Origin of the sequence: Mesorhizobium sp. M7D.F.Ca.US.004.01.2.1 (assembly GCF_003997785.1) — a bacterium.
Taxonomy (GTDB): domain Bacteria; phylum Pseudomonadota; class Alphaproteobacteria; order Rhizobiales; family Rhizobiaceae; genus Mesorhizobium; species Mesorhizobium loti.
The window spans coordinates 1-5,037 of sequence record NZ_RZRQ01000388.1; the positions used below are offsets into that span (position 1 = coordinate 1).

General features: G+C 63.2%; 5 protein-coding genes. All 5 read right to left on the reverse strand.

Annotated features, from left to right (window positions below):
• Positions 1-769, reverse strand: a 769-nt coding sequence (locus tag EN993_RS31115) for a Gfo/Idh/MocA family oxidoreductase (RefSeq protein WP_164757923.1), incomplete at its 3' end; no start/stop codon positions are given.
• Positions 766-1,605 (reverse strand): carbohydrate ABC transporter permease, encoded by an 840-nt coding sequence (locus tag EN993_RS31120; RefSeq protein ID WP_127265686.1) that lies wholly within the window; start codon positions 1,603-1,605, stop codon positions 766-768. The genes EN993_RS31115 and EN993_RS31120, both read right to left, overlap by 4 nt.
• 10 nt (positions 1,606-1,615) lie before the next feature.
• Entirely contained in the window at positions 1,616-2,545 is a 930-nt protein-coding gene (locus EN993_RS31125) for a sugar ABC transporter permease (RefSeq protein ID WP_127265687.1), read from the reverse strand.
• Between the two features lie 247 nt (positions 2,546-2,792).
• Complete coding sequence (locus EN993_RS31130; RefSeq protein WP_109667467.1) at positions 2,793-4,052, reverse strand: ABC transporter substrate-binding protein; 1,260 nt, start codon at positions 4,050-4,052, stop codon at positions 2,793-2,795.
• 2 nt (positions 4,053-4,054) lie between these two features.
• Positions 4,055-5,014 carry an N-acetylmuramic acid 6-phosphate etherase gene (locus tag EN993_RS31135; protein ID WP_109667471.1) on the reverse strand — a complete coding sequence of 320 codons (960 nt, stop codon included), beginning with the start codon at positions 5,012-5,014 and terminating at the stop codon, positions 4,055-4,057.
• Between the last annotated feature and the right edge of the window lie 23 nt (positions 5,015-5,037).

The following is a 5,037-nucleotide window of genomic DNA, read 5'->3' on the forward strand; positions in this document are numbered from 1 at the left end:
TGACGATCGACACGCAGCCATTCGACGAAATCACGTCCTTCACGAAGAAGGCGGTTTCCGAAATCATCGGCCCCCAGCCTGCTTCGTACCAGCCGACGGAACCGTCATCGAACAGCACCTGCAGGTGGCCGTAATTGTACATGGAGGGCGCCACCTCCTCTGTCAGCCGCACGCCCATGCCGCGCACCTCGACCGGTTTGGCGTCGGTGATCTGCAGCATGACGTCGAGATAGTGCACGCCGCAGTCGACGATCGGCGACGTCGTCTGCATCAACTGCTTGTGCGTCTCCCAGGTATGGCCCGAGGATTGCTGGTTGAGGTTCATGCGGAAGACGTAGGGGCCGCCGAGCTTGCGTGCTTCGGCGATCAGCCTGATCCAGGATGGGTGATGGCGCAGGATGTAGCCGATCACCAGTTTCTTGCCATTGGCTTTGGCCGCCGCGACGACACGCTTGGCATCGGCCACCGTCGTTGCCAGCGGCTTTTCGACGAAGACATGGCAGCCAGCCTCGAACGCCCTAACCGCATAGTCGGCATGGCTGTCGGAATAGGTGGCGATGCAGGCGACATCGGGCTTTTCTTCGCGCAAGGCGTCATCGAAGGAGCGCCTGATGCCGTAGCCCGACAGCCCGTCCGGCAACGGCACGTCGGAGCGGTTGATCAGCGCCGCGATCTCGAAGCCCGGATTGCTGTGATAGGCCAGCGCATGGCTGCGGCCCATATTGCCAAGGCCGGCGACGACGACGCGAAGAGGTGCCTGCGAACTCACTTGACGGCTCCGGAGGTGATGCCGCGGATCAGTTGCCGCGAGAAGATGACGTAGAGGATCAGCACCGGCATGATCGCCAGCGAGAGCGCCGCCAGGATGGCGTTCCAGTTGGTGACGAACTGGCCGAGGAAGAGCTGCGCGCCGAGCGTCACCGTCTTGGTTTCTTCCGACGGCGCCAGGATCAGCGGGAACCACAGATCGTTCCAGATCGGGATCATGGTGAAGACGGCGACCGTCGCCATCGATGGCCGCACCAGCGGCAGCACCAGCCTGAAGAAGATGGTGTATTCGGACAGGCCGTCGATGCGGCCGGCATTCTTCAGATCGTCGGACACTTGCTTCATGAATTCCGACAGGATGAAGACGGCAAGCGGCAGGCCTTGCGCGGTGTAGACCAGGATCAGCGCCGTCAGCGTGTTGACCAGCCCGCTCGCCACCATCAACTGCAGGATGGCGACGGTGCCCAGCCGGATCGGGATCATGATGCCGAGCGCCAGATAGAGGCCCATCAGCGAGTTGCCGCGAAAGCGGTATTCCGACAGGGCGAAGGCTGCCATGGCGCCGAACAACAGCACGAAGAACAGCGAGGCGACGGTGACGACGAGGCTGTTCTGGAAATAGTGGATGAAATCGCCCTGGCCGATGACGGTCGTGTAGCCGATCAGGTCGAAGGTCTTGGGCGTCGGCGGCGTCAGCGGCGCGCCGAAGATGCCGGCGCGAGACTTGAACGAATTCATGATCACCAGGATCACCGGAAACAGCGCGATCACCGTATAGGTCAGCAGGATCGCATGGGCGCCGATGGTGCGGGGCACGGAACGGGTGGCGGTGCTCATCTCTTGCCCCTCAGAACTGGTAGCGACGCAGGCGCGTCTGCACGAGGAAGAGATAGACGCAGACGCCGCCGAGGATGATCAGGAACATCATCGTGGCGATCGCCGCCCCCATATTGGGATCGCCGACCTGCAGCTGGAAGCCGAAGAAGGCGCGGTAGAGGAAGGTGCCGAGGATATCCGTGGAATAGTTCGGCCCGGCGAGCGCCCCTTGCGCGGTGTAGATCAGGTCGAAGGCGTTGAAATTACCGACGAAGGTGAGGATCGAGATGATGCCGATCGACGGCAGGATCAGCGGCAGCTTGATCTTCCAGAACTGCGACAGGCCGGTGATCCCGTCGCATTCGGCGGCCTCGATTACCTCTTCGGGGATCGACAGCAGGGCTGCGTAGATCAGCATCATCGGGATGCCGACGAATTGCCAAACCGAGATCAGGCTGAGCGCGGTCAGCGCATATTGCTCCTTGCCGAGCCACGGCGTGAACAGGCTTTTCAGGCCGACGAGATCCATCAGATGCGGCGCCACGCCCCACAATGGCGACAGGATCAGCTTCCAGGCGAAACCGACGATGACGAAGGACAGGATGGTCGGCACGAAGATCGCCGTGCGGTAGAAGGCCGCAAATCTCAGTCTTGGGCTGGACAGCAGGGCCGCCAGCATGACGCCGATCGGGTTCTGCACCAGCATGTGGATGATGAAGAACCAGGTGTTGTTCCTGAGCGCGTTCCAGAAACCCACCGACCAGTTGGGATCGCCGAACAGCATGCGGAAGTTTTCCAGCCCGACGAAGACCTGATGCTGCTCGATGTTGCGGAACAGCGACAGCTGCAGCGTGCCGGCGAGCGGCAGGATCATGATCGCCGTATAGACGAGCACTGCCGGCGCCAAAAAGACGCCGATATGCCAGCGGAACGGTCTTTTCGGTCTGATATCTGCGGCCATGAGTTCGGTCCCCGCCGTCTCTCGGTTCCAAAAGGGTATCGATCTAGATGATGCCTCGATGCACGGCCCGAACACTCTTGCCCGGTGCGGCAAGAACAAAGGCCTGCGACTGATCAGCTAGCCTTCCCCGAAGAGAGGGTAAGGCCGGGAGGCGGTGCCGACAATCGCAATCTGAATAGGCGCACTCTGAATGAGGTAGTCCGGAACCGGCCAGGCCTGCGCCCGGCCGGCTCCGTTGCCTGAGCGCTTACTTGGCCGGCTTGTACCAGCTGTCGAGACCGGTCTGCAGCTTCTTGGCGGCAGCTTCCGGCGTATCGGTGCCGTTGATGACGTTGGCCGATTCAACCCAGGTCTCGTTTTCGAGGTTCGGCGTGCCGCGCGACAGGATCTGGTAGGTCGAGCGGATCGTCGACTTGCACTTGCCGCGCCAGGAGACGAATTCCTGCGCCAGCGGGTCTTCCATCTTCACCGGTGCGGAGTTCAGGCTGAAGAAGCCCGGCAGCGCGTTGGCGTAGATGGTGGCGAAGTCCGGCGAGGCGACCCAGGACAGGAAGGTCTTGGCCGCATCGGCGTTCTTCGAAGCCGCATTCAGGCCCATGCCGATATCGGTATGGTCGGAGATGTAGCAGGTGTCGCCGGCCTTCTCGACCGGCGGCGGGAAGGCGCCCATCTTGAACTGGGCCTGGGTGTTGAAAAGGCCGATTTCCCATGAGCCGGCCGGGTAGATGGCGGCGCGGCCGAGCGTGAACAGGTTCTGGCTGTCCGGATAGGTCTGGGCTTCAAAGCCGTCGCCGAGATAAGGCTTCCACTTTGCCAGTTCCTCATACGGCGCGACCCAGTCCTTGTCGGTCAGCTTCTGATCGCCCTTGATCAGCGCCGCGCGGCCGTCCTCGCCCTTCCAGTAGTTCGGGCCGATGTTCTGGTAGCCCATGGTCGCGGCTTCCCAGAGATCCTTGGTGCCCATCGCCATCGGGATGTAGGTGCCGTCGGCCTTGATCTTGTCGAGCGCGGCGAAGAATTCGTCGCGGGTCTCCGGCACCTTGATGCCGAGCTTGTCGAAGGCGTCCTTGTTGTAGATGAAGCCGTGGATGACCGAGGCCATCGGCACGCAGAAGCTCGCCTTGCCGTCGTCGGTCTGCCAGGCGGATTTGGCCACCGGAGAGAAGTTCTCCATGCCGGGCAGCGCCGACAGGTCGGCGAGGTTGCCCTTCTTGAACAGTTCAAGCGACTTGTCGAAGGGGCGGCAGGTGATCAGGTCGCCCGCCGAGCCGGCGGCAAGCTTGGCGCCGAGCGCGGCGTCATATTCGGTCGGCGCCGACGGCGCGAACACCACCTTGATGCCCGGGTTCTTGGCTTCGAAAGCCGGGATCAGCTTGTCCTTCCAGATGGCAAGGTCGTCACCGCGCCAGCTTTCGATGTTGAGCGTTACGTCTGCGGCAGAAGCCACCCCGGCCGAGCCGAGAATGCTGGTGCCCAAAAGCAGTGCCGTCAGTAGTTTCGTTGTCATGCTCAGTCTCCCTGTTGACCTTTTTCAGGTTCGGTTTTGATGAGAACGGAGGCAGTGCGCCCCTTGCTCCCCTCGATCGCGGAAAGGGCCGGCCGCAGCTTCTGGCCGGTCTCTTCCAGTATCTTCTGCGCCGCATCGGCGCTGTCGGCGCCGGCGGCAAGCAGAATGGCGGTCTTGACCGCGCCGCCGCTCTTCTCGAGCAGGCGGGCCGCTTCGTCCGTGCCACGCCCGCTGACGGCGGCGACGATGCGCGCCGCGCGGTCGCGCAGCTTGATGTTGTCGGCCATCAGATTGACCATGTAGCCGTCATGGACATGGCCGAGATGGACCGCGGTCAGCGTCGACAGCATGTTGAGCGCGATCTTCTGGGCGGTGCCGGCGCCCATGCGGGTCGAGCCGGCGATCAGCTCCGGCGGCGTTTCGAGCAGAATGGCGGTTTGCGCCTGGCGCAGCAGGGCAGAGTCCCGGTTGTTGGCGATGCCTATGGTGGCGGCACCACGGCGAGCGGCTTCCTCGATGGCCCGCACCGCATAGGGCGTCGTGCCGCTGGCGGAAATGGCGATCAGGCAGTCGCCCTTGCCGATACCGGCCTTGGCGACCGCAGCCGCGGCCTCTTCGGTATCGTCTTCCGGCCCGCCGGCCAGTGTCCGGAAGGCCTCGTCGCCGCCGGCGATCAGGATGGCGATGCGGTCGCGGTGAATGCCGAAGGTGCCGGGCAATTCAAGTGCATCGGCCAGCGCCATCAGGCCGGAGCTGCCGGCCGCCGCGTAGGCAAGCTTGCCGCCGCTCTTCAGCCTGCCGGCGATGATCTCGGCCGCCCTGGCAATGGATGGAATGGCTTGGCGCACGACCGTTGCGGCTTCGATCTGCGCATCGGCCAAATAGGAAAGGATGGCGTCCGGGGCCTGGATATCCAGCCCCTCGGCATTCTGGTGAAGCGCTTCGGTGCGCGTTTCGGCCATCCCGGTTCCTCCAATACCAGAAC